The sequence below is a fragment of the Polaromonas sp. AER18D-145 genome, assembly GCF_002379095.1.
GTDB lineage: Bacteria > Pseudomonadota > Gammaproteobacteria > Burkholderiales > Burkholderiaceae_C > Polaromonas.
This window is the reverse complement of record NZ_NBZV01000004.1, coordinates 85,341-108,795: the sequence shown is the minus strand read 5'-3', so window position 1 is coordinate 108,795 and position 23,455 is coordinate 85,341. Positions and strand designations below refer to the sequence as shown.

The window sequence follows — 23,455 nt, the reverse complement described above, 5'->3', positions numbered from 1 at the left end:
AGTAAAAATTTCTCGTCGACCCTGGCTTCAAGGACCTGTCCGCCAGTGCTTGGCAGACAGGTCCTAAGGGAATTCATGGATTGTGCCTTGTCGCTTCAGGCCAATAATTGTTAGCATGCAAACCTGAAAGGATGTTTGATGCAGATCAGTATTTCTTCACGCCGGCGGCTGGCGGTCAAGCTGGGGCTCCTGCTTGTCACGGCTGGCGCCAGCGCGGGCGCCTTGGCCCAGACCGCCCAGGCGCCGGTCCTGCCGCAGGCGCCGATTCGCCTGATCGTGCCTTTCACACCCGGCACCGGCATTGACCTGATTGCCCGCACGCTGGGCCCCAAGCTGTCCGAGCGCCTGGGACGGCCGGTGGTGGTGGACAACCGCGCCGGCGCGTCCGGCAACATCGGCACCGAGGCCGTGGTGCGTGCCGCGCCCAACGGCAGCACGCTGCTGGTGACGGTCAACACGCTGGTGATGAATGCCAGCCTGTACCCGCAACTGGCCTTCGACCCGGTGAAAGACCTGACCCCGGTGACGCTGACCAGCTGGGGCCAGTTGCTGCTGGTGGCCCACCCGAAGAGCGGTTTTAAAAGCGCCTCGGACCTGGTGGCGGCGGCGCGCCAGAAGCCCGGCCGCATCAACTACGGCTCGCCCGGGGTCGGCACGCCGCACCACCTGGCGATGGAGTTGTTCAAGACCACGGCGGGGGTGTTTGTCACGCACATCCCGTACCGCGGCACGGGGCCGGCGCTGACCGACCTGCTCGGCGGCCAGATCGAAACCATGTTCCTGCCCATCCACGTGGCCTTGCCGCATGTGAAGTCCGGCCGGCTGGTGGCGCTGGGCATTGGCAGCGACAAGCGCCACGCGCTGTTGCCCGACGTGCCGACGCTGGCCGAGGCCAGGGCCGGCAAGGTCAACGTGGACATGTGGTACGGCATTTTTGCGCCACCGGGCACCTCGCCCGAACTGGTCGCCCTGTACAACCGCGAGATCCGCGAGATCCTGCTGAGCGACGAGGTCAAAAAAGCCTTCCAGACCCAGGGCATGGACCCGACCGGCAGCACGCCGGGCGAGTTCAAAAGCCTGGTTGAACTGGATGCGAAGCGCTGGGCCGGGTTGATCCAGGCCCAGGGCATCACCGCGAACTGATCTGCTCCTGAATAGATAGCTGATGGTGCCCGTCTGTAAAGGGTTGGCGGCCATTCTGATCCATCAAACGGGGAAACCCACGAGAACACCATGAACATAGCCATCGTCGGCGGCGGCATAGGCGGGCTGAGCCTGGCGCTCGCGCTGCATCAACGCGGCATCCAGAGTGAGGTTTTTGAAACCGTGCCTGAGATCAAGGAGCTCGGTGTCGGCATCACGCTGCTGCCGCACGCCATGCGCGAGCTGGCGGCGCTCGGCCTGCAGCAGCAGCTCGAAGCCGTTGGCATCGAAAACGAGGAAAGCGTGTTTTTCAACCGCTTCGGCCAGTTCATCTACAGGGAGCCGCGCGGCCGCCATGCCGGCTACGCCTTGCCCGAGATCGGCATTCCGCGCGGCAAGCTGCACCGGCTGCTCCACGAGGCCGCGCTCGAGCGCCTGAGCCCCGATGCCATCCACACCAACCGCCGCTGTGTGCGTGTGGAGCAGGACGAGAACGGCGCCACCCTGCATTTCACGCAGACTTCCAGCGGCATGAGCCTGCCGCCGGTGAAAGCCGACGTGGTGATTGCCTGCGACGGCGTCAACTCCACACTGCGGCGCCAGTTCTACCCTGACGAAAAAGTCGCGTTTGCCGGCATCAACACCTGGCGCGGCGTGACGCGGCACCAACCCATCCTGACCGGCCGCAGCTACATGCGTGTGGGTTCCATCGACACCGGCAAGATGGTGATTTACCCCATCGTCGACAAGCTGGACGACGAGGGCCACCAGTTGATCAACTGGGTCGCCGAGATCCAGCGGGACAACGCAGCCATGAATGACTGGAACCACAAGGGCGATCTCAAGGATTTCCTCGGCATCTTCAAGGACTGGCGCTTTCCGTGGCTGGACGTTCCTGCGCTGATTGCCAACGCCGAGCAGATCCTCGAGTACCCCATGGTCGACAAGGACCCGGTGCCGCAGTGGACCTTCGGCCGCGTGACCCTGCTGGGCGACGCGGCGCACCCGATGTACCCGCGCGGCTCCAACGGCTCGGCCCAGGCCCTGATCGACGCGCGCGTGCTGGCCGAACAGCTGGCGCTGCAGGCCGGTGGCGATGCACGGGCCGCGCTGCAGGCCTACGAGCAGCTGCGGCTGGCCCCCACCGCGAACATCGTGCTGACGAATCGCTCGGTGCCGCCCGATTTCATCAACATCAAGGTCGACGAACTGAGCGGCGGCAAGCCTTTTGCGGACATCGATGCGCTGATCAGCCAGCAGGAGCTGCGCGCGATTTCGGACCACTACAAACAGGTGGCCGGCTTCTCGCTGGAGGCGGCCACGAAGTAGGGCGGGCAAGGGCCGGCGCGGGTGCCATGCGGAACCCGCAAGACCTCAGTTCAGGTACCGGGGCCGTGGCAGGTCAACGGGCAGATCGGCAGGCTCGGTGTCGGGCGCGGCGTCCTGCACCAGGGCATCATGAGGCACGGCCGCAGCGGCTGCCGGCACCGTGAGCCACTGCGAGAGCTTCACGCTCTGGTGCAGCAGATGCAGCAGGCCGTTGCTCAGCTGCGGGTCCATCATCACCTGGAAATCGCGCACCGTGGCTTGCCCGGGTAGCTTTTCAAACAGCTGCAGGCGCAGCTGGCCATTGCCCATCAGGGTGACCTTCACCTCGGTCAGCAGCAAGGGTTCGGGGCCCAGCTGTACGTCGGCGGGCGGGCCGGGCTGGTCGCGGTAAGGGGTTTCAAAATCCCCGCTGCGCAGCATCGCTTCTTTCTGGAAGCTTGTCAGCAGCTGGCCGCGCTGCTCGTCCAGGCTGGTGGCCGCCTCGTGGGGGGTGGCCGCCTTGCGGGTCTGGTCGGCCGCGGTTTTGTCGAGCACGGGCAGCAGCGCCAGCGCCAGGCGCCGGGTGAGCCATGCACGCAACTCGCCGCCGTCGCGGCCGTTGATGCGGATCATCAGGCGGTCCTGCTCCTGGACGTAACTGACCGACACCTGGTGAATGTTCATGGACTGATTTTAATCCGCCGCCTGTTCGCCGGTGTGCTTGATCTCCGTCAAGCCGCACTCTCGCCAAGCTGTGCATAAAGGGAAGCGCTGAACAAGTCCCCTGCGGCGCGCGATCAGCCGGGCTCGGGCGGTCTGCTGCGTTGAATTTCTTGCCAATAGCCAGCTATTGGCTGCGAAATCCGCCTTGCATCCCATCCCGATCCGGCTGCCGCGCCTCCGCAAGGACTCATTCAGCGCTTCCCGAGGAGCAATCAACCCGGTGGTGAGCAGGGGCTATTGAAAACCCCCGGGTCCAGCCCCAGATCTTCAGCAATCAAATTCACCAAGGGACGCCATGCGCCAGGACAAACTCACCACCAAATTCCAGGAAGCGCTCAGTGACGCACAGTCGCTCGCCCTAGGCAATGACAACGCCTACATCGAGCCGGTGCACCTGCTGGCCGCCATGCTGGGCCAGGAAGACGGCCCGAAGGCGCTGCTGCAGCGCGCTGGTGTCAATGTGGCCGCCTTGCAGGCCGCCACCGACGCCGCCGTGAAAAAGCTGCCGACGGTGTCGGGCCAGGAGCAGATCCAGGTCGGCCCCGAGCTCGGCAAACTGCTGCAGGCCACCGAAAAGGAATCCATCAAGCGCGGCGACCAGTTCATCGCCGGCGAGCTGTTTTTGCTGGCGGTGGCTGACAGCAAGGCCGAGGTCGGCCGTCTGGCCAAGGAAGCCGGCCTGACACGCAAGGCGCTGGAGGCGGCCATTGATGCCGTGCGCGGCGGCCAGGGCGTGGACAGCCCGGAGGCTGAAGGCCAGCGCGAAGCCCTCAAAAAGTACACCATGGACCTGACCGAGCGCGCCCGCATGGGCAAGCTGGACCCGGTGATCGGCCGCGACGACGAGATCCGCCGCGCCATCCAGGTGCTGCAGCGCCGCACCAAGAACAACCCGGTGCTGATCGGTGAGCCCGGCGTCGGCAAGACCGCCATCGTTGAAGGCCTGGCCCAGCGCATCGTGGCCGGCGAGGTGCCCGATTCGCTCAAGGGCAAACGTGTGCTGAGCCTGGACATGGCCGCGCTGCTGGCCGGTGCCAAGTTCCGCGGCGAGTTTGAGGAGCGCCTGAAAACCGTGCTGAAAGAACTGGCCAAGGACGAGGGCCAGACCATTGTGTTCATCGACGAGCTGCACACCATGGTGGGTGCCGGCAAGGCCGAAGGCGCGATGGACGCGGGCAACATGCTCAAGCCCGCGCTGGCGCGCGGCGAGCTGCATTGTGTGGGCGCGACCACGCTGGACGAATACCGAAAGTACATCGAAAAAGACGCCGCGCTCGAACGCCGCTTCCAGAAAATCCTGGTCGGAGAGCCGACGGTGGAGGCGACGATTGCCATTCTGCGCGGCCTGCAGGAAAAATACGAGGTACACCATGGCGTGCAGATCACCGACCCGGCCATCGTCGCCGCGGCCGAGCTCAGCCACCGCTACATCACCGACCGTTTCCTGCCCGACAAGGCGATCGACCTGATCGACGAGGCGGCGGCCAAGATCAAGATCGAGATGGATTCCAAGCCCGAGGTGATGGACAAGCTGGACCGCCGGCTGATCCAGCTGCAGATCGAGCGCGAAGCCGTGCGGCGCGAAAAAGACGAGTCCTCGCAGAAACGTTTCGGCCTGATCGAGGAAGAAATCACCAAGCTGCAAAAGGAAATCTCCGACCTCGACGAAATCTGGCAGGCCGAAAAAGCCCAGGCGCTCGGCTCCAAGGACGTCATGGAAGAAATCGACCGCATCCGCTTCCAGATCGAGGAGTTCACGCGCAAGGGCGACTTCAACAAGGTGGCCGAGCTGCAGTACGGCAAGCTGCCCGAACTCGAAAAACGCCTGAAGGAGGCGCAGGACACCGAAGACAAGAAGGGCGCAACCAGCGCGCCCACCCTGCTGCGCACCCAGGTCGGCGCCGAAGAGATCGCCGAGGTCGTGGCGCGTGCCACCGGCATCCCGGTCAGCAAACTGATGCAGGGCGAGCGCGACAAGCTGCTGCTGATGGAGGGCAAGCTGCACGAACGCGTGGTCGGCCAGGACGAAGCCATCGGTGCGGTCGCCAACGCGATCCGCCGCTCGCGCTCGGGCCTGAGTGACCCGAACCGCCCGACCGGCTCTTTCCTGTTCCTCGGCCCCACCGGTGTCGGCAAGACCGAACTGTGCAAGGCGCTTGCCGGCTTTCTGTTCGACAGCGAAGACCACCTGATCCGTGTCGACATGAGCGAGTTCATGGAAAAACATTCGGTGGCCCGACTGATCGGTGCGCCTCCGGGCTATGTGGGTTACGAGGAAGGCGGCTACCTGACCGAAGCCGTGCGGCGCAAGCCCTACAGCGTGCTGCTGCTCGACGAGGTGGAAAAAGCCCACCCCGATGTGTTCAATGTGCTGTTGCAGGTGCTCGACGACGGCCGCCTGACCGACGGCCAGGGCCGCACCGTGGACTTCAAGAACACCGTGATCGTGATGACCAGCAACATCGGCTCACCCATCATCCAGTCCATGGTCGGCCAGCCGTATGAAGACGTCAAGGAAGCGGTGGAGGGCGAGCTGAAGAACTACTTCCGCCCCGAGTTCCTGAACCGCATCGACGAGACCGTGGTGTTCCATTCGCTCGACGCGAAAAACATCGAGTCCATCGCGCGCATCCAGCTCAAGGTGCTCATGGAGCGGCTGCAGAAGATGGACCTCACGATGGAGGTGTCGGAAGCGGCGATTGCCGAACTCGCGAAGGTCGGTTTCGACCCAGTGTTCGGCGCGCGACCGCTCAAGCGTGCGATCCAGCAACGGATTGAAAACCCGCTCTCCAAGCTGCTGCTCGAAGGGCGCTTCCTGCCCAAGAGCACGATCCCGGTGGATGTGGACCCGGTGCGCGAGCCCGGTGTGTTCAAGTTCGATCGCACCACGCATTGAGCTCGCACTGAGCCCTTAATGAGCCCCGGAGGCGGCGCGGGTTGCTATTGAATCAGTAGCTGCTTGCGCCCGCCGAATAAGGGCTGGCGGCCTGTTCTATGGATGAAAATCCGAAACCCCGCTTTTGCGCGGGCAAAAGCGGTTTTTTTTTGAGGATGCATACTGAGGTACTAAGTGGCATAATTTGAAAATGAAGCGAGTGTTCAAAACCCGTCATTTCAGCCGCTGGATGCGTAAAACAGAATTGACCAATAGCGCCTTGTGCGCTGCAGTGACGGAAATGGCGCAGGGTTTGATTGATGCCGAATTAGGTGGCAGTGTGGTCAAGAAGCGCATCGGGATAGCGGGCCGCGGCAAGCGCGGGGGTGTCAGAACGCTTATCGCGACCAATAAAGGCGATCGATGGTTTTTCGTTTTCGGTTTTGAAAAAAATGATCGAGCGAATATTGCAGACGACGAACTTGAGGCCTTGCAGGGTATTGCCGAGCAGTTGCTAGCCAGATCAGGCCCGGAGCTCGATCAAGCCGTTATAGATGCATCGTTAGAGGAAATTTGCCATGACCCCAAAAAATCAGACCCAAGTTAAAGCCCGAAGTACCAAGGCCAAAAGCCCGATCTTTGACGCTGTGCACGAAACCGCTCGCGATTTTCATCGCCTCGGATTTATCAGCAAGCGCAACATGCATCAATTCGATGCGTTGTGTATGGAGTCCGTCCCCGACTATGACAGCGAGAAAATCCGTGCCCTGCGCGATCACCTTCAGCTTAGCCAGGCCGTGCTCGCCGCCGTTTTGAATACCAGCCTGTCAACCGTGCGCAAATGGGAGGGTGGAGAAAAGCACCCGAGTGGCCCATCTCTCAAATTGCTGAGTCTTCTTGACCGCAAAGGATTGGAAGCGGTTCTTTGACGGATTTTTTGCCGGGCGGGAAGCTGGCGGAAGGCCAAGCTGAGCGATTAGATGCTATTAAATAAGTAGCTGCTTGCGCCCGCCGAATAAGGGCTTACGGCCTGTTTGATGCATGAAAACCTCTATAATCCGCTCTTGCGCAAACAAAAGCGGGTTTTCGTTTGGGCAGATGCTCGCACAGCGGCCGCCCGGTTTGGATGTCAAGATCGGCGTTAAGCTGCTGGCATTTCTGACGGGGTGATGAGCGTGACGCTGTCGATAAGGAAAGCAACTTCAGCCGATGCAGACGGTCTCTGGCAAATCCTTGAACCCATCATCCGCGCGGGCGAGACCTACGACTTTCCGCGCGAGACAAGCCGGCAAGATGCCCTTCTGGCCTGGCTGGCGCCCGACAACCAGTGTTTTGTGGCCTGCGAGGGCGACACGCTTCTGGGCACCTATGTGTTGCATCCCAACCGCAAGGGCGGTGGGGCGCATGTGGCGAACTGCGGCTACATGACCGCAAGCGATGCGAACGGCAAAGGGGTGGCACGCGCCATGTGCGCGCACTCGCTTGAAGTCGCCCGCGCAGAAGGATTCCGCACCATGCAGTTCAACTTCGTGATCGCAAGAAACCACCGGGCCGTCAAGCTCTGGACGGGAATGGGCTTCGAGACCGTGGGCCGGATACCAGAGGCATTTCTTCACCCGGTGCACGGATACACGGACGCGCTGGTGATGTACCGGCGCCTGTAAAGTCACGTCGTGGCTCGCGGTTTCAATCCGCACTTTTCCGGGATATATCGAAGGCGTCTACAAATAATGTTCACCGATCCCTGGCTCAATCGATGGCTTTCTCTTGTGCTTGAGCGGGCAAACTCCGGCCCCGTGCTTGAGATCGGATGTGGCCACGGAGACGACACGGCTGTCCTTGCCGGCGCCGGGTTGAAGGTCCACGCTTTCGATCTTTCCAGTGTTTCGGCCGGCATCACGAAGGTTCGTGTACCGGCGGCGGCGGTTGAGTGCAGAGACGTGCGAGAGCCCTTCCCCGAGGTGGCACATGAGCTGGGGGTCGTCGTTGCCAGCCTGTCGATTCACTATTTTTCCTGGTCCGAGACGCAAGCCCTGGTAACGCGCATCCGTTCAGCCTTGCGTCCTGGCGGTGTCCTTCTTTGCCGGCTCAACTCGGACCAGGATCACAACTTCGGCGCCAGCGGCCACCCTGAAATCGAGCCCAAATTTTTCATGGTCAAGGGTGAGCCCAAGCGCTTCTTCGACGAGGCCGCGATTACTTCACTCTTTGCAGAAGGCTGGAACAGGCTTTCGCTTGAGCACTTCGTCACCAAAAAGTACGTCAGGTCCAAAGCCCTTTGGGAAGTGGTTCTTGAGCGCACGGATGCTTGAGTTTTCGCAGGGTGGACTTCTTTGTTGGGCTGACCTGAGCGCAGGCAGGTCAATCGCCCAGAAGCTTGTGCAGAAAGTGCCTGTCGTGAAGCTTGTCGATGCCCCGATAACCATGCAGAACACCTACCTCTTCGTATCCGACCTTCGGATAGAAATCAGGGGCCTGAAAGCTGAACGTGTTCAGGACAGCGTGCTTGCATCCCCGTTGAATGGCCTCGGACTCGGCCGCAGCCAGAATTTTTGACCCAAGGCCCGTCCCCCGATGCTCGGGTGCCACCCACAGGAAATACACGTCTAGGTAGTCCCAGTAGGTTTTGCCCGTAAGGCCACCCATGAGCGTGCCGTCATCTGCGCGCGCGAAGACGCAGAGCGTCCTGAAGACGCCTTCCGTGTGCGCGCGGTTATGTGCACGGACTTGAGCAGCGATGAGTTCCTCGTCTGCGGGTGTCGGCGACTCGGTCACTTCCAGACTCATTTGCATTTGTGTTCCGCTTTCAAATTGAATTGAGGCGTGTTCGGTGGAGTCCGATCCGCAGTCCATTGTCCTCTTTGAAAAAACGAGCAGAGGGAACGCCCGCCACTATGCTCAATTGAATCAGTAGCGGCCTGCGATTTTCCTATGGGCAATAGCTCGATATCCTTGCTTCGTTCTTCATTAGTGGCATGGGGAATAGGATCCGCCAAAGCAGGATAGGTCTTCACTTATGCTCCTGATCACCGCCCCACATTTGGCGATTGGTCATGCACGAGCTACCATAAGCCATGAACCCGCCAGATCTACAGCAAGCCTTATTAGATTCATTTTCCAAAGAGGCGACGGCCAACACACAGCGGTATGAACAAGCCGCTATTGGCGAAATTATTCGAGCAATGGCCTCTGCGAGTCCAACCTTAGACTCCTATGTCAACTGGTGCTTGGCGGGAACTGGTGCCACTACTGCACTATTGGCAGGCAACTTGGATAAAGTTGAGACTCTACTTGGAAGCGGCCTCACGACAGCCCTTTTTGCCTCATTGGTGTTATCCATCCTATGTGGCTCAGCCTCAAAATTCCTGTCGATAAGGCTTCAGGTCGGAACAGCGGTGACAAAACACATTGCCGCCGCAATTGGCCCTCTCAGTGACGAGTTTCATAAAAAACGTCGCGCGCTGATGCAAGAAGCTTCCGGAGCAGGAATTCAACTTCCAAATACAGTGGATCCCGACCGTTTTAAGACGGCGGTGGTTGAGGTTTTTCCGGCCTTTTATAGAGGCTTTGTGCGACGGCAGATCGAGGCCGTGGCAGAGGATGCCATGCGACCCCACAAAATGATGGCGGCGCAACTCGTCTGGCAGTTTTTGTGGTGCGTAGGACAGGTAGCATTTATAACCCTTGCCGTACTCTGCATCATCTTGGCCTAGCGATCGACCAGCGCACCGTGGACTAATAGCCTCTTTTGACTGACTCGTTCCGGATACATTCTTGCAGCGAAGGCTCTAGTAATAGTCGATCTAGGTCAGGCTGGGTGATCATGCCGACCAGCCGCTCGCCGCTGCCGATGATCGGGATGTGGTGGTGCCCGGTGCTGGCAAACAGGGGGAGCAGGGGGCCGCTTACTTGTAAAACGCCTCGACCTTGCCCTTGAGCTTGATCATCAGTGGCTGGCCCTTGCGGTCCAGCGCCTTGCCGGCGGGAACCTTGACCCAGCGTTCGCTGATGCAGTATTCCTCGACGTCCGTGCGCTCCTTGTCGTTCAGGCGGATGCCGATGTCGTGTTCGAACACGGCGGCGACATGGTGCGGGCTGCGCGGGTCGATCGACAGGCGGTCGGGCAAAGGGGTGCGTTCAGTGGTGTCGTTCATGGATATTTTTTGGGTTGGCGCGAATTGGTAGCCATTTTCCCTGATCTGGGCCGGGTCTCCGCTTCAACCCCCCAGGCCGGCAAACACATTCTGCACATCGTCGTTGGCGTCGATGGCGGCCAGGAAGGCTTCCACTTCTTCCAGATCCGCGGCGCCCAGGCTGGCCGGGTCGACGGGGTTCTTGGCCTTGTAGCCGAGTTTGGCCGACAGGACGGTAAAACCCTGGGCCGGCAGCGCGCGGCTGACCAGGTCGAGGTCGGTCGCATCGGTCAGAAACATCGTGGTGCCGTCTTCATCACCGGGCTCGAAATCCTGGGCACCGGCCTCGATCGCGGCCAGTTCCGGGTCGGCGCCGGCGGCCGCAGGTTCGGCTTCAATGATGCCGATGTGGTCGAAATCCCAGGACACCGAGCCGGAGGTGCCCAGTTGCCCCTTGCGGAACAACACGCGCATTTCAGGGGCCGTGCGGTTCAGGTTGTCGGTCAGGCATTCGACCATGACGGGGACGCGGTGCGGTGCGAAACCTTCGTAAATCACGTGTTCATAATGAACCGTGTCCCCCGTGAGGCCGGCACCCTTCTTGATGGCGCGCTCCAGGGTGTCCTTGGGCATGGAGACTTTGCGGGCCTGCTCGACGACCAGCCGCAGGCGTGCGTTCGATGCCGGGTCGGCGCCATTGCGCGCCGCGATCATGATGTCCTTGGCCAGTCGGCCAAACAGTTTGCCCTTGGCATTGGCTGCCAGTTCCTTGCCTTTTGCTTTCCACTGCGCGCCCATGCTTGAAATTCCTTGGTGTTGCGGCGCTTGCATGCGCCTGGCTGGTTCGGGGTGATGGGGTCATGCGCGTTTTTTGAAATGCCGCGCATCACCCAAGGCTTCTGGTTATACACCCATCCCCGGGGCGGTTCCGGCCGTCTGCGGAGGGGCGGGCGTAGGGGACCCTATTCCTGGCCGGTTAAACGCAGACTCGTCTACCATCCGAAAATGAGAGCCATGCCGCCGTGGCCGCCACTTGCCTAAACCCGGACCGAAAAACAGGCCATGCCCACTCCAGCGCCTCACCGGCCCCAGCCCCCCAGCGGCATGCCCGAGGCATTTTCCCGCCAGGGCCTGAGTGCAGGCGAGGCCGCACGCCGCCTCGCCGATCAGGGGCCCAACCTGCTGCCCGGCAGCGAACCCAAGTCCACCGCTGCCATCGTGCGCGAAGTGGTCACCGAACCGATGTTCCTGATGCTGCTGGCCGCCGGTGGCATCTACCTGGCGCTGGGCGACCGGGGTGAGGCGCTGTTCCTGTTGAGCTTTGTGTTTGTGGTCATCGGCATCACGCTGGTGCAGGAGCGCAAAACGCAGCGCGCGCTGGAGTCGCTGCGCGACCTGTCGGCCCCGCGTGCCCTGGTGATACGGGACGGCCAGGAGCAGCGCATTGCCGGACGCGAGGTGGTGCTGGGTGACTTGCTGGTGTTGCACGAGGGCGACCGCATTGCCGCCGATGCGCTGCTGGTGGACGGCCAGCTGGAGGTTGATGAATCGCTGCTCACGGGCGAGGCCGCGCCTGTGACCAAGCTGCCGGCACTGGGGGCCGGGGATGCCACCGCCCCCGCGCCGGGCGGCGACGGCACGCCAGGCCTGTTTGCCAGCACCGTGGTCACGCGCGGCGTGGGTCTGGCCGAGGTTTGCGCCACCGCTGCCCACACCGCGGTCGGGCGCATCGGCACCGACCTGGCCGCCACCACCGAGCCGCCTTCGGCGCTTCAGCAGCGATCGCGCAAGCTGGTGCGCCAGCTCGGTGTGGCCGCGCTGCTGCTGGCCAGCGCCCAGGTCCTGCTGGGCTGGTGGTGGAACGACCGGCCGCTGCTGGAGAGCCTGCTCTCCGGCATTGCGCTGGCCATGGCCATCCTGCCCGAGGAGATCCCGGTCATCCTCACCGTCTTCCTGGCGCTGGGCGCGTGGCGCATCTCCCGGCACAAGGTGCTGACGCGGCGCGTCACCGCCGTTGAGGCGCTGGGCGCCATCACCGTGCTCGCGGTGGACAAGACCGGCACGCTGACGGTGAACCGCATGGCGGTGGCCGAGCTCGCCACGGCCGACGCGAACTTCCGGCCGGAAGATGCCGACAGCCTGGTCGAAGAATTCCACCCACTGGTGGAATTTGCCATGCTGGCCACGCCCGGTGATCCGTTCGACCCGATGGAAAAGGCCATCCAGCATTTTGGCCACCACTGGCTGGCCGGTACCGAGCATGTGCACCACGGCCGCCAGCCCGAGTTTGAATACGCGCTGTCCGGAGAAATTCTGGCTATGACGCGCGTGTTTGCCAGTGCCGACCCCTCGCAGCACCTGCTGGCCACCAAGGGTGCGCCTGAGGCCGTGGCCGACCTGTGTCACCTCGACGCGGCGCAGCGCGATGCCATCGGCCGGCAGGTGGAAATCATGGCAGAACGCGGTCTGCGCGTGCTCGGCGTGGCGCGCGGGCGCTGGAGCGGGCAAGCCACCGCGCCGGACGCGGCGCCACCCTGGCCGCAAAGCCAGCACGATTTCGATTTCGAGTTTCTCGGCCTGGTCGCCCTGGCCGACCCGCCACGCGCCGAGGTGCCTGCCGCGCTGGCCGAATGCCGGCAGGCCGGTGTGCGCGTGATCATGATGACCGGCGACCACCCCGCCACGGCCCTGGCCATCGCGCGCCAAGTCGGCCTGTCGGAGCGCCCCGACTTGATGACCGGCGCCGAGATCGAAGCCCTGGACGATGCCGCCCTGCGCCAGCGGCTGCGCCATGTGGACCTGTGCGCGCGCCTGAAACCCCAGCACAAGCTGCGCCTGGTGCAGATGCTGCGCACCGATGGCGAGGTGGTGGCCATGACTGGCGACGGCGTCAACGACGCGCCCGCACTCAAGGCCGCAGACGTGGGCATTGCCATGGGCGAGCGTGGCACCGACGTGGCACGCGAGGCCGCCGCGCTGGTGCTGCTCGACGACAGCTTTGCGCGCATCGTGGCCGCCATCCGCCAGGGCCGGCGCATTGACGACAACATCCGCAAGGCCACGCGCTTTGTGTTTGCCGTGCACGTTCCCATCATCGCACTGGCGCTGGTGCCCACGCTGCTGCAATGGCCTGCGTTGTTGCTGCCGGTGCATATCGTGCTGCTACAGCTGTTGATCGACCCGACCTGTGCGGTGGTTCTGGAGGCTGAGCCTGAAGCCCCCGGCCTGATGGAGCGTCCGCCCCGCCCGGCGAGCGACTCCCCCTTTGCGCCGGCTGCGCTCGCCTACGCGGTGTTGCAGGGCGTGGGCATCGCGGTAGTGCTGCTTCTATGCACCGCGTGGTTGAGCGCCCATGGCGGGAGTGCTGCGCAAATCCGGACAGTTGTGTTTGGCACGCTGGTGCTGAATGTACTGCTGCTGATTTTGGCCAACCGCAACCCGGCCCGACCTGCCTTTCTGTCGGCAATGGCGCCAACGACCTGGCTATGGCGCATTGCCTCTGCGATGGTCACGCTATTGGTGGCGGTGCTCGGCCTGCCGTGGCTGCGGGGCCTGATGGGGCTTGCCCTGCCGGGCGCCCGGGAACTGGCGCTCGCGGCCGTGCTGGTGGCACTGTGTCTGGTCTGGCTGGAACTGGTGCGGATGCTGGGGCAGCGCCTGGGTCGTGCAAGGCGTGGCAACTAGAGCCCAGCTGAACCCTGTTGTGCGATTCATGCCCTGTGGACTTTGCCCACAGGCATGGCGGTCATGTCCGCGCCGGTATGCCCAGACCCTTGATGACCGCCGGCCGCGCCACAAAGGTTTCCAGCACGCGCAGCACGTTCGGAAAGTCCTTGATGCCGACCAGCTCACCGGCCGCGTAGAACCCGATCAGGTTGCGCACCCAGCCGAAGGTGGCGATGTCGGCGATGGTGTAGTCGTCGCCCATGATCCAGGTCCGGCCGGCCAGCCGCCGCTCCAGCACACCGAGCAGCCGTTTCGATTCGGCCACGTAGCGGTCGCGCGGGCGCTTGTCGTCGTAGTCCTTGCCGGCGAACTTGTGGAAGAAGCCGAGCTGGCCGAACATCGGGCCGATGCCGCCCATCTGGAACATCAGCCACTGGAGGGTTTCATAACGGCCGGCGGCGTCAGGCGGCAGGAATTTCCCGGTTTTTTCGGCCAGGTAGATCAGGATGGCACCGGACTCGAACAGGCCCAGCGGCTTGCCGCCCGGGCCGTTCGGGTCGAGGATGGCCGGGATCTTGTTGTTGGGGCTCAGCGAGATGAACTCCGGTGACATCTGGTCGTTGGTGGCAAAGTCCACCAGGTGCGGCTCGTAGGGCAGGCCGGTTTCTTCCAGCATGATCGAGACCTTGACGCCGTTGGGCGTGGGCAGTGAATAAAGCTGGATGCGCTCGGGATGCAGTGCCGGCCATTTACGGGTGATGGGAAAGGCGGAGAGATCGTTCATGGCGGGGTGGTGCTGTCCGGGGTCGGCTGTTGTTTGAACGGCAACTGTAGCCCAAGCCCGCGACAGGTGTGTTCGTATTCCGCGCTGCGGCGGGACCGCCGGTGTGACAGGCTTTTGGCGACGCGGCCCGGTCAAACGCGGTTGCGCAGGGTGAAGAAACCCCGGTACAGCGCCACACTGATCACCATGCCCCAGGTCATGCCGACAAACATGCCACCCAGCATGCCGGGCAGGGTGCTGTTTCCGGCCGGCAGCGGCCAGCGCGAAAACCACAGCGCGCCGGCTGTCATGCCGACCAGCATCCAGCCGGAACACAGCAGGTTCTGCGCAAACAGTGAACACAGGTAGCGACCGCAATGGGGCCGGAGCAGCCTCAGGCTGGGGATGGCGAGCAGCCCCCCGGCCAGCATGCCCGCATGCATGCCGGGCAAAAACTCAAGGTGCAGCCGGAGGCTGTCCACGAAGCCGAGAGACGTGGCCTGGGCACACAGGCTGTCCAGCCGGGCGGGACCTGCCTGGTAGACGTCGTACAGCAAGCCCAGCAACATGCCCCCGAAGCCGAGCGATAGCATCACCTGGGGCGGCGACAGCCCGACTCGTTGCGGACGCACCCAGGCCAGGGCAGCGCAGCCCGCAGCCACGGCTGCCAGTGTCAGAACCACGATGGTGGGAAGGTCTTTGTTGCCGGCCGCGCCGGACTGGCCCAGCGACCAGAGTGTCAGCCCGGCGAGCAGCACCAGAACCGCCGGGGTGAGGGCGGCCGAACCCATGCCGCGCGCCAGCCAGTGAGGGTGGGTGTTCACGGGACTTGTCATTGCATCTGCCCTGTCTTCCGAGGGGGCGGCGCACGGTTTATGTACTCGGGTAAACCCCGTAGCGACACGGCCGCAGCCGCATCAACATCCCGTGGCCGAGGTTCAAAAGAGGGGCGCATTGGCTTCTTCATGAGTCAAAACTCTAGCCGCTGCCCGGCTTGGAGGCCCAGCGTGTTAACGAAGCGCGCTTGGGATGCATGAGTGCCCGCCTGGCGGCACGAAAGCGATCCCGGCGCGTGGTTTGCAATGGTTTTGGCCTGCCTACAACATGGTATTTTGATGAAAACCTGTCCCGCTGGTTCCCCGTCGCCCGGGCCGTCAAGCTCGTGGCTTTATCTGCTGGAGCGTTTTGACGTCGGCGTGGTTCATCTTGACCTTGAGCTGCGGGTGATGGGCATGAATGACTACGCACGGCGCAGCCTGCCTGTGGCCGAAAAAATGCCGTTTGGCAAACTCGTGACCTCCTTTCATCCCGAAGCGGCCAGGGCCAAGGTGAAGTTTCTGCTGGGACAGGCCGAGTGCCCGGTGAACAACGCGCCGCCCATGGCCATGATGATCAATATCCCGGACCGGATGCTGCTGATCAAGGTGTCCAAGATCGGCGACGCCCAGGGCGCCACGACGGGCTACACCCTGGTGTTTTATGACATCACCGAGGTGGTCAGCCAGGAAGTCGAAGGTGGAGCCACGCGCAGCGCGCGTGAAGGCGGCGAAAAGCGCCAACTGCGCAAGATTCCGACCATCAAGCAGAACCGGGTGCTGCTGGTGGATGTGCCCAGTGTCTCCTTCATCCGTTCCGAGGGGCACTACACCTGGGTGCATACCGGCCACGGCAACCAGTTCTGCAACCTCAATATTGGCGACCTCGAGACCCGGCTCGATCCGCAGCTGTTCCTGCGCGTGCACCGCAGCTACATCGTCAATCTGTCCCATGTCGACGAAATCGTGCGCGGCGACGGCCGCATGACGCTGCGCATGATGGGATCCCCCCCGGTCGAGATTCCGGTGTCGCGTGCAAGCGCGCCGCGCCTGCTGGAGCAACTGGGGCTGACGGACGCCATACCGGCCAAAATCTGATCCGCAGATTTTCATGCATGACGAATTTTCATTCGTGCAATCATGCTGCCGTTCGTGCGGTGTGAGCGACGGTTGATTGCTTAGCTTCCCCAGCCGAATCGGCTGGCGCTAGAGTCGCGCTTCTAAAGGCCCCTGGGCCGCATAAGGAGACAACGTGATTCCACCCTCATTTGCGTACCACGCGCCCCGCTCCATTGGCGAGGCGCTTTCCCTGCTGACCGAGCTGGGCGACGATGCCAAGCTGCTCGCCGGCGGACACAGCCTGCTGCCCATGATGAAGCTGCGTTTTGCCCAGCCGGGCGTGCTGATCGACATCAACCGGATTCCCGAGTTGCGCGGGATCCGCGAGGAGGGCGGCAAGATCCGTATCGGCGCGATGACGACCGAAAGCGAGCTGATTGCCTCCCCGTTGCTGCAGGAGCGTCTGCCGCTGCTGGCCGAGGCGGCCCGCCTGATCGCCGACCCGCAGGTGCGCAACCGCGGCACCATAGGCGGCGACATCGCCCACGGCGACCCGGGCAACGACCACCCCGCGATTGCGATGGCGCTTGATGCAAGCTTTGTATTGCAGGGACCGGCGGGCGAGCGCCAGGTGCTGGCCGTCGATTTTTTCCACGGCACCTACATGACGGCCTTGGCCGAGAACGAAATCCTGACCGCCATCCTGGTGACGCCTTTCGCGTCGGGTACCGGTTATGCCTACCAGAAGCTCAAGCGCAAAACCGGTGACTGGGCCACGGCCGGTGCCGCCGTGGTGATGCGCATGGCCGGCGGTGTGGTGACGCAGGCCAGCATAGGCCTGACCAATGTGGCGCCGACGGCGCTGCGTGCCCGCGATGCCGAGAAGGCGCTGATCGGCCAGCCTGTCAATGACGCCTCGCTGGCCGCGGTGGTGCAGGCGGTGCGCGCGGTGTGCGACCCGGCGGAGGACTTGCGCGGCGATGTTGAGTACAAGACCGCGATGGCCGGTGAAATGGCGAAACGCGCCATTCTTGCCGCTGCCGCGCGCTGCCGCTGAACCCGCAGAAGAAGAACAAGCAGATCAACAGGAGACCCAGGCGATGATCAAGAAAATTGTTTCCATGACCCTCAATGGCCGCAAGGTGGAAGAGGCGGTCGAACCGCGCACGTTGCTCGTGCACTTCCTGCGCGAGAAGATGAGCCTGACCGGTGCCCACATTGGCTGCGAAACCAGCCACTGCGGCGCCTGCACGGTGGACATTGACGGGCAGTCCGTCAAGAGCTGCACGCATCTTGCCGTGCAGTGCGACGGCAGCGAGATCAAGACCGTGGAGGGGCTGGCCAATGCCGGCGTACTGCATGCGGTGCAGGAAGGCTTCTACAAGGAGCATGGCCTGCAGTGCGGTTTCTGCACGCCGGGCATGCTGATGCGCGCCTACCGCTTCCTGCAGGACAACCCGGACCCGACCGAAGAGGAAGTGCGTGTCGGCATGTCGGGCAACCTGTGCCGCTGCACCGGTTACCAGAACATCGTCAAGGCGGTGCTGCACGCCGCCCGGGTACTGCAACAAGACAAAGTCGCCGCGTAAGCGCAGGCGCCCATCCAAAGGAGACACGAATGAACGCACCAATGAGTGATCGGGAAAAGGCCCTGATGGGCATGGGCGAGTCGCGCCTGCGCAAGGAAGATGCACGCTTCATCCAGGGCAAGGGGAATTACGTCGATGACATCAAGCTGCCCAACATGGTGTTCATGGACATCGTGCGCTCGCCGGTGGCCCATGCCCGCATCAAGCGCATCAACAAGGAAGAGGCGCTGAAGATTCCCGGCGTGCTGGCCGTGCTGACTGCCGAAGACCTCAAGCCGCTCAAGCTGCACTGGATGCCGACCCTGGCCGGGGATGTGCAGGCGGTGCTGGCCGATGAAAAAGTGCACTTCCAGATGCAGGAAGTGGCGGTGGTGATCGCCGAAGACCGTTATGCCGCGGCCGACGGCGTGGAAGCCGTCGAGGTGGAATACGAGGAGCTGCAGGCCGTGGTGGACCCGTTTGAGGCACTCAAGCCCGGGGCGCCGGTGCTGCGTGAAGACCTGGCCGGCAAGACCGACGGTGCGCACGGCAAGCGTTACCACCACAACCACATCTTCACTTGGGATGCCGGCGACAAGGAGGCCACCGATGCCGCCTTTGCCAATGCGGCCGTCACGGTCAAGCAGGACATGTTCTACCCGCGCGTACACCCCTGCCCGCTGGAGACCTGCGGCGCGGTCGCCTCGTTCGATCCGGTGCGCGGCGAACTGACGACCTGGCTGACCAGCCAGGCGCCACACATCGTGCGCACGGTGGTGTCCATGCTCTCGGGCATTCCCGAGTCCAAGGTGCGCATCATCTCGCCGGACATAGGCGGCGGCTTCGGCAATAAGGTGCCGATCTACCCCGGCTATGTGTGCGCCATCGTGGCTTCCATCGTGCTGGGCCGGCCCGTGAAGTGGATCGAAGACCGCATCGAGAACATCTCCAGCACCGGCTTTGCCCGGGACTACCACATGACCGGCGAGCTGGCCGCCACCGCAGATGGCAAGATCCTGGCGTTGCGCACCAATGTGATCGCCGACCATGGTGCCTTCGACGCCTGCGCCGACCCGACCAAGTTCCCGGCCGGCATGTTCCACATCTGTTCGGGTTCCTACGATATTCCGGCCGCCTACTGCAAGGTGGACGGGGTCTACACCAACAAGGCGCCGGGCGGCGTGGCTTACCGCTGTTCGTTCCGCGTCACCGAGGCGGTGTACCTGGTCGAGCGCATGGTCGATGTGCTGGCGCAGAAGCTCAATATGGACAAGGCCGAGATCCGCGCCAAGAACTTCATCAAGCGAGAGCAGTTTCCTTACACCTCGGCCTTTGGTTTTGAGTACGACTCGGGCGACTACCAGACCGCGCTGGACAAGGTGCTCAAGGCGGTGGACTACAAGGGTCTGCGCGCCGAGCAGGAGGTCAAGCGAGCTGATCCGAATTGCCCGACGCTGATGGGCATCGGCCTGGTTACCTTTACCGAGGTGGTGGGCGCAGGCCCCAGCAAGATTTGCGACATTCTCGGCGTGGGCATGTTCGATTCGTGCGAGATTCGTGTGCACCCGACCGGCAGCGCGATTGCCCGCATGGGCACCATCTCGCAGGGGCAGGGGCACCAGACCACCTATGCACAGATCATTGCCACCGAACTGGGTATTTCGTCTGAAGTGATCCAGGTTGAGGAGGGCGACACCCACACGGCCCCCTACGGCCTGGGCACCTATGGTTCGCGTTCCACACCCGTGGCGGGTGCGGCCATTGCCATGGCGGCGCGCAAGATTCACGCAAAGGCCAAGAAGATTGCAGCCCACCTGCTGGAAGTCAGCGAGGCCGATCTCGAGTGGGAAATCGACCGTTTCAAACTGCGTGGCAATGACGACAAATTCAAGACGATGAAGGACATCGCCTGGGCTGCTTACAACCAGCCGCCACCCGGACTGGAGCCAGGGCTGGAGGCCGTGCATTACTACGACCCCCCCAATTTCACCTTCCCTTTTGGCGCTTACTTGTGCGTCGTGGACATTGACAAGGGCACGGGTGATACCAAGATCCGCCGCTTCTATGCGCTCGACGACTGCGGCACGCGCATCAACCCGATGATCATCGAGGGCCAGATTCATGGGGGTCTGACCGAGGGTTTTGCAGTGGCGATGGGGCAGCTGCTGTCGTTTGACAAGCAGGGCAACATCCAGGGCAATACGCTGATGGATTACTTCCTGCCGACCGCAGTGGAAACGCCAAAATGGGAAACCGACTACACGGTGACTCCCTCTCCGCATCACCCGCTGGGGGCCAAGGGTGTCGCCGAGTCCCCCCACGTGGGTAGCATCCCGACGTTCACGAGCGCCATGGTCGATGCGTTTGCGCACCTTGGGGTGACCCACTTCAATATGCCACACACCTCCTACCGCGTGTGGCAACAACTCAAAGCCGTCGGCATCGCCATCTGAGATCAGTTTGACCAGGGCGGGTGCACCGCAATGCACCCGCCCTCTTGTATTTTTAGAAAGAATCCATGGAAGTTGTCCTCGATAAAAAGTACCCGGTTGCCGCCGGTCTTGATGCCGGCTGGGCTGTGCTCTCGAATATGCATGAACTTGCCACCTGCATGCCCGGTGCGCAGATCACCGAGGAAATTGATGCCACCCATTACAAGGGCAGTGTTCGGGTCAAGGTGGGTCCGGCGGTCGCCGCCTTTGCCGGCACCATTGAAATTCTGATCCTGGACCCGGTGGCGCGCACCCTGAAGATGATGGGCAAGGGCGCCGACAAGGGCGGTTCTTCCGCCTCCATGGAGCTGACCGCCAAATTGGTAGCGGCAGAGAATGGCCACAGCACGCTGGAGGGGCATGCCGAGGTCATCGTCAACGGCAAGTTTGCCCAGTTTGGCGGCCGCATGATGACGTCTGTGTCCGACATGATCCTGATGCAATTCGCCGAGGTCTTCTCGCAAAAGGCGCAAGCGCTGCAAGGGGCTGCGACATCTGCGGAGGGTACCGGGGCTGCGTCGGCGGCAGTATTTGCTGCGCCGATCGTGGCAAAAGAATTTAACGCGCTAGCCTTCATTTGGGCCTTGATCCGGAAATTCTTTGCGGACTTGTTCGGTCGCAAAAACTGAGTGACCGGGCATTATCGAGAAGTTCATTAATCATGACAGGCACCTCCCTACCGTTCGCCCTGAGCTTGTCGAAGGGTCCTTCGTCCTTGCTCAGGACAGGCTTCGACAGGCTCAGCCCGAACGGTGTGGTGTCATGAGTTACGAGAACGTCAATAGTCACGCGATGCCACTGACTGATGCGCCGCCCACGCCCGAGGGTTTGCGCGAAAGCCTGTTCAATGCGGGCTATATTGCCGACGAAGACCTGGCAAGTCTGATCTGGATGGGGCTCACGCTGGAGCGTCCGCTGCTGATCGAAGGCGAGGCCGGCGTCGGCAAGACCGCCATTGCAGGCGCCTGCGCGCGTGCGCTGGGCCGGCCGCTGCTCCGCCTGCAGTGCTACGAAGGCCTGGACCTGAGTCAGGCCGTTTATGAGTGGAACTACAGCCGCCAGTTGCTGGAGATCCGGCTTGCCGAAGCGGGCCAGGGGGACCGTGCGGCGCTGCGTGACAACCTTTTTTCAGAAGCCTTTTTGCTGGAGCGGCCGCTGTTGCAGGCCATCCGTTCGCCGGAGCCCTGTGTGTTGCTGATTGACGAGATTGATCGCGCCGACGAGGCTTTCGAAGCCTTTCTGCTCGAGATGCTGTCGGAGTACCAGGTGACCGTCCCCGAGATTGGCACACTCACCGCGCGCAGCAAGCCGCTGGTGATTTTGACCAGCAACGGCACGCGCGACTTGTCGGATGCATTGCGTCGGCGCTGCCTGTTTCATTACCTCGATTTCCCGACGCTGCTGCGCGAGACGCAAATCGTCCGCACGCTGGTACCCGAGGCGGCCACCCGGCTGGTCGAGGAGGCGGTGGCTTTTGTCCAGCGCCTGCGTAAGGAAGACCTCGACAAGACGCCCGGCGTGGCCGAAACGCTGGACTGGGTGCGCGTGCTCTTTCATCTCGGTCATGGTGAACTGCCGGTGGACCCGCAGTCGCTGGTGCCCACGCTGGCCGCCTTGCTCAAGACGCGCAATGACCGCTGGCAGGTCACCGCCGAACGTGTGGGCAAGCTGGTCGATGGTCCGCGCATAGCGCAGGACGTCGGTGTGGCTGGTGCGATGAAATAAACCATGGCAATGGCTGCTGCCGTTACCACCGCCACGGACCCGAGGCAGCGCCTCGGCGAGTTTGCCCACTACCTGCGCGAACACGGCTTTGCGCTGGGTTATGCCGAGGTCGGGTTGATGGCCCAGGCTGCAGCCGCCTTGCCGCTGTCGCAGTGGCCCCGTATCGAGGCCTTGTGGCGCGGTATCGCCTCCGGCAGCCACAAGCAGTGGCTCAGGTACCCGGATTTGCACCAGGCCTTCTGGTTCCCGCACAAGGTCCGGGGCGCTGTCCGCAGCTCGGGCATCAGCCGGCGCGCCCGTTCGCTGCCCGAGCTGGTGCAGCAGATGCACAGCGAGATGGGCAACACAGCACCGGGCGAAGCCCGGTCCACGCTGGGCATGGCCGACCAGCCGGGCGAGGGCGAGCTTGAAGCCAGCGACGCACCGCCGCGTGCCCAAGGAGGCGCCAGCCGCACCGATGCGTTCGAGGAGCGTGATTTTGCCGACTGGCTGCTGTCCGACATGGACCGATTCGAACCCCTGGTCGAGGCTTTCAAGCGGCGGCTGCGTACTCGCCTGCTGCGCCGCCTGCAACGCCACCGGGACAGCGGCGTCATTCATCTGCGGCGTTCGATGCGTTCGGCGCTGTCCACCGGCGGGGAGCTGGTGCAGCTGCACCATGTGCGCCACCAGCGCCGCCAGCCGCGTGTGGTGGCGCTGGTGGACGTGAGCCGTTCCATGGAAGTGCACGCACAATTTTTCCTGCGGCTCACGCGCGCCTTCGTCGAGGTCATGGATGCACGGGCTTTTGTGTTCCATACCCGGCTCGCCGAGGTCACGCCGCTGATGAAGCGGCGCAGCGAACGTGTGCAGGACAAGATCAACGCGGTGACCTTCGGCTTTGGCGGCGGCACCCGCATTGCCAGTTGCCTGCACGAGGCGTTGCACCAGCACCTGGGTCGCTCCCTGGGTCGTGGGGACCTGTTCATGGTGTTCAGCGATGGTTTTGACACCGATGAACCCGAGGCCCTGGCCGGGGTGCTGGCGCAGGTGCGTGCCCGCGGTGCCCGCGTCTGCTGGTTGCACCCGACGGTGCAAGTACCCCAGTCGGCGGCGATGGCACTGGCTGCGCCTCATGTCACGCGGTTCATGCCGGCGCACAATCTGGCCAGCCTCGAGCGCCTGTCCGAGCTGCTGGCGTGAAGC

The 23,455-nt window shown here is 63.0% G+C and carries 23 protein-coding genes; 16 read left to right on the top strand and 7 right to left on the bottom strand.

The genetic code is table 11. The features are described from left to right. The first annotated feature begins 138 nt into the window (after positions 1-138). Both B7G52_RS04035 and B7G52_RS04030 read left to right on the top strand, forming a co-directional pair. On the top strand, positions 139-1,143 hold the full coding sequence (locus tag B7G52_RS04035; protein ID WP_096696370.1) for a tripartite tricarboxylate transporter substrate binding protein: 1,005 nt from the start codon (positions 139-141) through the stop codon (positions 1,141-1,143). A 90-nt stretch (positions 1,144-1,233) separates the two neighbouring features. Beyond that, complete coding sequence (locus tag B7G52_RS04030) at positions 1,234-2,472, top strand: flavin-dependent oxidoreductase (protein WP_096696369.1); 1,239 nt, start codon at positions 1,234-1,236, stop codon at positions 2,470-2,472. A 45-nt stretch (positions 2,473-2,517) separates the two neighbouring features. On the opposite strand, the gene B7G52_RS04025 is transcribed toward B7G52_RS04030, so the two are convergent. Continuing rightward, positions 2,518-3,135 (bottom strand): hypothetical protein, encoded by a 618-nt coding sequence (locus B7G52_RS04025; RefSeq protein ID WP_096696368.1) that lies wholly within the window; start codon positions 3,133-3,135, stop codon positions 2,518-2,520. A 334-nt stretch (positions 3,136-3,469) separates the two neighbouring features. Between B7G52_RS04025 and clpB the strand changes: the two genes are divergently transcribed. From clpB to B7G52_RS04000, 5 genes are all read left to right on the top strand, one after another. Further along, entirely contained in the window at positions 3,470-6,070 is a 2,601-nt protein-coding gene (gene clpB / locus B7G52_RS04020; RefSeq protein ID WP_096696367.1) for an ATP-dependent chaperone ClpB, read from the top strand. Positions 6,071-6,260: 190 nt separating this feature from the next. Next, complete coding sequence (locus B7G52_RS04015; protein ID WP_096696366.1) at positions 6,261-6,656, top strand: type II toxin-antitoxin system RelE/ParE family toxin; 396 nt, start codon at positions 6,261-6,263, stop codon at positions 6,654-6,656. Next, complete coding sequence (locus B7G52_RS04010; protein ID WP_096696365.1) at positions 6,628-6,978, top strand: DNA-binding transcriptional regulator; 351 nt, start codon at positions 6,628-6,630, stop codon at positions 6,976-6,978. Before B7G52_RS04015 ends, B7G52_RS04010 begins: the two co-directional genes overlap by 29 nt. Positions 6,979-7,218: 240 nt before the next feature. Then, a complete protein-coding gene (locus B7G52_RS04005) occupies positions 7,219-7,713 on the top strand; it encodes a GNAT family N-acetyltransferase (protein WP_096696364.1) in 495 nt (164 codons plus the stop codon). 66 nt (positions 7,714-7,779) lie between these two features. Then, a complete protein-coding gene (locus tag B7G52_RS04000) occupies positions 7,780-8,361 on the top strand; it encodes a trans-aconitate 2-methyltransferase (protein ID WP_096696363.1) in 582 nt (193 codons plus the stop codon). A 49-nt stretch (positions 8,362-8,410) separates the two neighbouring features. On the opposite strand, the gene B7G52_RS03995 is transcribed toward B7G52_RS04000, so the two are convergent. After that, positions 8,411-8,842, bottom strand: coding sequence for a GNAT family N-acetyltransferase (locus B7G52_RS03995; RefSeq protein WP_170954673.1), 432 nt, complete (start codon positions 8,840-8,842; stop codon positions 8,411-8,413). Then, entirely contained in the window at positions 8,833-9,063 is a 231-nt protein-coding gene (locus tag B7G52_RS23530; protein WP_170954672.1) for a hypothetical protein, read from the bottom strand. The genes B7G52_RS03995 and B7G52_RS23530 overlap by 10 nt, the downstream gene beginning before the upstream one ends. 60 nt (positions 9,064-9,123) lie before the next feature. Between B7G52_RS23530 and B7G52_RS23215 the strand changes: the two genes are divergently transcribed. Continuing rightward, positions 9,124-9,762 carry a hypothetical protein gene (locus B7G52_RS23215; protein ID WP_141397379.1) on the top strand — a complete coding sequence of 213 codons (639 nt, stop codon included), beginning with the start codon at positions 9,124-9,126 and terminating at the stop codon, positions 9,760-9,762. 192 nt (positions 9,763-9,954) lie between these two features. On the opposite strand, the gene B7G52_RS03985 is transcribed toward B7G52_RS23215, so the two are convergent. Both B7G52_RS03985 and B7G52_RS03980 read right to left on the bottom strand, forming a co-directional pair. Beyond that, positions 9,955-10,203 (bottom strand): DUF3297 family protein, encoded by a 249-nt coding sequence (locus tag B7G52_RS03985; protein WP_096696360.1) that lies wholly within the window; start codon positions 10,201-10,203, stop codon positions 9,955-9,957. Positions 10,204-10,266: 63 nt separating this feature from the next. Beyond that, the gene (locus B7G52_RS03980) at positions 10,267-10,980 is read right to left on the bottom strand and encodes a YebC/PmpR family DNA-binding transcriptional regulator (RefSeq protein WP_096696359.1); all 714 of its coding nucleotides are present in this window, start codon (positions 10,978-10,980) and stop codon (positions 10,267-10,269) included. 306 nt (positions 10,981-11,286) lie between these two features. Between B7G52_RS03980 and B7G52_RS03975 the strand changes: the two genes are divergently transcribed. Continuing rightward, positions 11,287-13,866, top strand: a complete 2,580-nt coding sequence (locus B7G52_RS03975; RefSeq protein ID WP_096696358.1) for a cation-translocating P-type ATPase — start codon at positions 11,287-11,289, stop codon at positions 13,864-13,866. A 61-nt stretch (positions 13,867-13,927) separates the two neighbouring features. On the opposite strand, the gene B7G52_RS03970 is transcribed toward B7G52_RS03975, so the two are convergent. Together B7G52_RS03970 and B7G52_RS03965 are read right to left on the bottom strand one after the other, a co-directional pair. Next, the gene (locus B7G52_RS03970; RefSeq protein ID WP_096696357.1) at positions 13,928-14,632 is read right to left on the bottom strand and encodes a glutathione binding-like protein; all 705 of its coding nucleotides are present in this window, start codon (positions 14,630-14,632) and stop codon (positions 13,928-13,930) included. Between the two features lie 131 nt (positions 14,633-14,763). Beyond that, a complete protein-coding gene (locus B7G52_RS03965; RefSeq protein WP_141397378.1) occupies positions 14,764-15,435 on the bottom strand; it encodes a hypothetical protein in 672 nt (223 codons plus the stop codon). A gap of 291 nt (positions 15,436-15,726) precedes the next feature. Between B7G52_RS03965 and B7G52_RS03960 the strand changes: the two genes are divergently transcribed. From B7G52_RS03960 to B7G52_RS03930, 7 genes are all read left to right on the top strand, one after another. Continuing rightward, on the top strand, positions 15,727-16,524 hold the full coding sequence (locus B7G52_RS03960; RefSeq protein WP_170954671.1) for a LytTR family DNA-binding domain-containing protein: 798 nt from the start codon (positions 15,727-15,729) through the stop codon (positions 16,522-16,524). A 154-nt stretch (positions 16,525-16,678) separates the two neighbouring features. Beyond that, positions 16,679-17,542: a xanthine dehydrogenase family protein subunit M gene (locus B7G52_RS03955; RefSeq protein WP_096668270.1), complete on the top strand. Its 864-nt coding sequence runs from the start codon at positions 16,679-16,681 to the stop codon at positions 17,540-17,542. A gap of 43 nt (positions 17,543-17,585) precedes the next feature. Next, entirely contained in the window at positions 17,586-18,074 is a 489-nt protein-coding gene (locus tag B7G52_RS03950; RefSeq protein ID WP_096696434.1) for a (2Fe-2S)-binding protein, read from the top strand. 29 nt (positions 18,075-18,103) lie between these two features. After that, positions 18,104-20,506: an aerobic carbon-monoxide dehydrogenase large subunit gene (locus B7G52_RS03945; RefSeq protein WP_096696354.1), complete on the top strand. Its 2,403-nt coding sequence runs from the start codon at positions 18,104-18,106 to the stop codon at positions 20,504-20,506. Between the two features lie 65 nt (positions 20,507-20,571). Continuing rightward, positions 20,572-21,174 carry a CoxG family protein gene (locus B7G52_RS03940; protein ID WP_096696353.1) on the top strand — a complete coding sequence of 201 codons (603 nt, stop codon included), beginning with the start codon at positions 20,572-20,574 and terminating at the stop codon, positions 21,172-21,174. A 163-nt stretch (positions 21,175-21,337) separates the two neighbouring features. Then, positions 21,338-22,270 carry a MoxR family ATPase gene (locus B7G52_RS03935; protein WP_096696352.1) on the top strand — a complete coding sequence of 311 codons (933 nt, stop codon included), beginning with the start codon at positions 21,338-21,340 and terminating at the stop codon, positions 22,268-22,270. Positions 22,271-22,279: 9 nt separating this feature from the next. Then, positions 22,280-23,452: a VWA domain-containing protein gene (locus B7G52_RS03930; protein ID WP_170954670.1), complete on the top strand. Its 1,173-nt coding sequence runs from the start codon at positions 22,280-22,282 to the stop codon at positions 23,450-23,452. The last annotated feature ends 3 nt before the right edge of the window (positions 23,453-23,455 follow it).

Excerpts from the sequence above, each read along its gene's own strand:
- B7G52_RS04005 (WP_096696364.1), top strand. The coding sequence starts at position 7,219 with ATGAGCGTGACGCTGTCGATAAGGAAAGCAACTTCAGCCGATGCAGAC.
- B7G52_RS04030 (WP_096696369.1), top strand. The coding sequence starts at position 1,234 with ATGAACATAGCCATCGTCGGCGGCGGCATAGGCGGGCTGAGCCTGGCG.
- B7G52_RS03970 (WP_096696357.1), bottom strand. The coding sequence starts at position 14,632 with ATGAACGATCTCTCCGCCTTTCCCATCACCCGTAAATGGCCGGCACTG.
- B7G52_RS03960 (WP_170954671.1), top strand. The coding sequence starts at position 15,727 with ATGAAAACCTGTCCCGCTGGTTCCCCGTCGCCCGGGCCGTCAAGCTCG.
- B7G52_RS03975 (WP_096696358.1), top strand. The coding sequence starts at position 11,287 with ATGCCCGAGGCATTTTCCCGCCAGGGCCTGAGTGCAGGCGAGGCCGCA.
- B7G52_RS23215 (WP_141397379.1), top strand. The coding sequence starts at position 9,124 with ATGAACCCGCCAGATCTACAGCAAGCCTTATTAGATTCATTTTCCAAA.
- B7G52_RS03940 (WP_096696353.1), top strand. The coding sequence starts at position 20,572 with ATGGAAGTTGTCCTCGATAAAAAGTACCCGGTTGCCGCCGGTCTTGAT.
- B7G52_RS04035 (WP_096696370.1), top strand. The coding sequence starts at position 139 with ATGCAGATCAGTATTTCTTCACGCCGGCGGCTGGCGGTCAAGCTGGGG.
- B7G52_RS03950 (WP_096696434.1), top strand. The coding sequence starts at position 17,586 with ATGATCAAGAAAATTGTTTCCATGACCCTCAATGGCCGCAAGGTGGAA.
- clpB (WP_096696367.1), top strand. The coding sequence starts at position 3,470 with ATGCGCCAGGACAAACTCACCACCAAATTCCAGGAAGCGCTCAGTGAC.
- B7G52_RS03995 (WP_170954673.1), bottom strand. The coding sequence starts at position 8,842 with ATGCAAATGAGTCTGGAAGTGACCGAGTCGCCGACACCCGCAGACGAG.
- B7G52_RS03980 (WP_096696359.1), bottom strand. The coding sequence starts at position 10,980 with ATGGGCGCGCAGTGGAAAGCAAAAGGCAAGGAACTGGCAGCCAATGCC.
- B7G52_RS04010 (WP_096696365.1), top strand. The coding sequence starts at position 6,628 with ATGACCCCAAAAAATCAGACCCAAGTTAAAGCCCGAAGTACCAAGGCC.
- B7G52_RS03985 (WP_096696360.1), bottom strand. The coding sequence starts at position 10,203 with ATGAACGACACCACTGAACGCACCCCTTTGCCCGACCGCCTGTCGATC.
- B7G52_RS03935 (WP_096696352.1), top strand. The coding sequence starts at position 21,338 with ATGCCACTGACTGATGCGCCGCCCACGCCCGAGGGTTTGCGCGAAAGC.
- B7G52_RS03930 (WP_170954670.1), top strand. The coding sequence starts at position 22,280 with ATGGCTGCTGCCGTTACCACCGCCACGGACCCGAGGCAGCGCCTCGGC.
- B7G52_RS04015 (WP_096696366.1), top strand. The coding sequence starts at position 6,261 with ATGAAGCGAGTGTTCAAAACCCGTCATTTCAGCCGCTGGATGCGTAAA.
- B7G52_RS03945 (WP_096696354.1), top strand. The coding sequence starts at position 18,104 with ATGAACGCACCAATGAGTGATCGGGAAAAGGCCCTGATGGGCATGGGC.
- B7G52_RS04000 (WP_096696363.1), top strand. The coding sequence starts at position 7,780 with ATGTTCACCGATCCCTGGCTCAATCGATGGCTTTCTCTTGTGCTTGAG.
- B7G52_RS04025 (WP_096696368.1), bottom strand. The coding sequence starts at position 3,135 with ATGAACATTCACCAGGTGTCGGTCAGTTACGTCCAGGAGCAGGACCGC.